This window comes from Mesorhizobium sp. M7A.F.Ca.MR.362.00.0.0 (assembly GCF_004023175.1).
Classification (GTDB): domain Bacteria; phylum Pseudomonadota; class Alphaproteobacteria; order Rhizobiales; family Rhizobiaceae; genus Mesorhizobium.
Genome location: NZ_RZTF01000513.1, coordinates 2,180 through 3,889, shown reverse-complemented (window position 1 = coordinate 3,889; position 1,710 = coordinate 2,180). Strand labels below are relative to the sequence as shown.

Here is a 1,710-nt window from a genome sequence, read left to right as displayed (position 1 = left end):
TTCTTGAACTGGTCGAAACTGGCGCAGGCCGGCGACAGCAGCACCACCGCCTCGCCGCTGTCGTCCTTAGCGGCATCATGCGCGGCGTGCTCGACCGCGGCGGCCAGCGTGCCTGAGATCTCGTAGGGAACTGCCTCGCCCAGCGTCGCCGAAAAGGCCGGCGCCGCCTCGCCAATCAGATAGGCCTTGGCGATGCGCGGAAAGAAGCCGCGCAACGGCTCGATGCCGCCTTCCTTGGGCAGGCCGCCGGCGATCCAGTAGATGCGCGTAAAGCTGGATAGCGCGGGTGCTGCCGCATCGGCATTGGTCGCCTTGGAATCGTTGATGAACAGCACATGGTCCTTGCGGCCGACCTGCTCCATGCGGTGAGCGAGGCCGGGAAAGCTTTCCAGCCCCGACTGGATTTCGCCAAGCTCCAGTCCGACCTTGAGGCAAGCGGCGACCGCCGCCAGCGCGTTCTGGGCATTGTGCTGGCCGCGCAGCGAGCCGATGCCTTCGAGGAAGGCGACGCGGCTGTAACGGCCGTGCACCGCTTCCATCAGATTGGTGCCATCGGCGAAATAGCCGTCCGTCAGTGGCAGGCGCTTGGAAATGCGGGTGACAGGCCGGCCCGCCCGCTCCAGCCGCTCGGCGATCTGCGCGCACCAGGAATCGTCGATGCCGACGATCGCCGTCTCGCTGCCGGCCACCAGCCGCTCCTTGATCGCGGCGTAGTGCTGCATGGTGCCGTGGCGGTCGAGATGATCGGGCGTCAGGTTAAGCAGGATGCCCGCCGTCGGATTGATCGAAGGCGCGAGATCGATCTGGTAAGACGAGCATTCGACCACATAGTGCCGATCGGGCTCGGGCGGATCGAGCGTCATCACCGCGCGGCCGATATTGCCGCCCATCTGGGTGTCGCGTCCCGCGGCCTTGAGGATATGCGCGGTCAGCGCGGTTGTCGTCGACTTGCCGTTGGTGCCGGTGATGGCGATGAAAGGCGCCGTCGGCGCGCTCAGCATCCGCTCGCGGCAGAAAAGCTCGATGTCGCCGATGATCTCGACGCCTGAACCGCGCGCCAGCTCCACCGTCCAATGCGGCTTGGGATGCGTCAGCGGGACGCCCGGCGACAGCACGAAAGCCGAGAATTTCGCCCAGTCGGCGCCGCGCAAATCAGCGGTCGCGATACCGGCAACGGCGGCCTTGGCCACGCTTTCGGGATTGTCGTCCCAGGCCAGCACGTCCGCGCCGCCCTCGATCAGCGCGCGCGCCGTCGCAATCCCCGAGCCACCGAGCCCGAAGAGGGAAACGCGCTTGCCTGAAAAGGATGCGGCGGGGATCAAAGGGCTTCCTATCTCAGCTTGAGGGTCGACAGGCCGACCAGCGCCAGGATGACGGCGATGATCCAGAAGCGGATCACCACCTGGCTTTCGGTCCAGCCTAGCTTTTCGAAATGATGGTGGATCGGCGCCATCAGGAACACCCGCTTGCCGGTCATCTTGAAGTAGCCGACCTGGATGATGACTGACAGGATTTCCACGACGAACAATCCGCCGACGATGACCAGCACGATCTCGTGCTTGGTGGCGACCGCGACGGTGCCGATCAGGCCACCCATGGCCAGCGAGCCGGTATCGCCCATGAAGATCGCCGCAGGCGGCGCGTTGAACCAGAGGAAGCCGAGGCCGGCGCCGATGACAGCGCCGAGCACGACCGCCAGTTCACCGGTGC

Annotated in this window: 2 protein-coding genes; both read right to left on the bottom strand. The window is 65.7% G+C overall.

The features are described from left to right. The coding region (murD, locus tag EOC06_RS34205) for a UDP-N-acetylmuramoyl-L-alanine--D-glutamate ligase (protein WP_128309887.1) at window positions 1-1,322 on the bottom strand (1,322 nt) is incomplete at its 3' end. Window positions 1,323-1,330: 8 nt separating this feature from the next. Continuing rightward, window positions 1,331-1,710, bottom strand: a 380-nt coding sequence (gene mraY / locus EOC06_RS44240) for a phospho-N-acetylmuramoyl-pentapeptide-transferase (RefSeq protein ID WP_245470317.1), incomplete at its 5' end; no start/stop codon positions are given.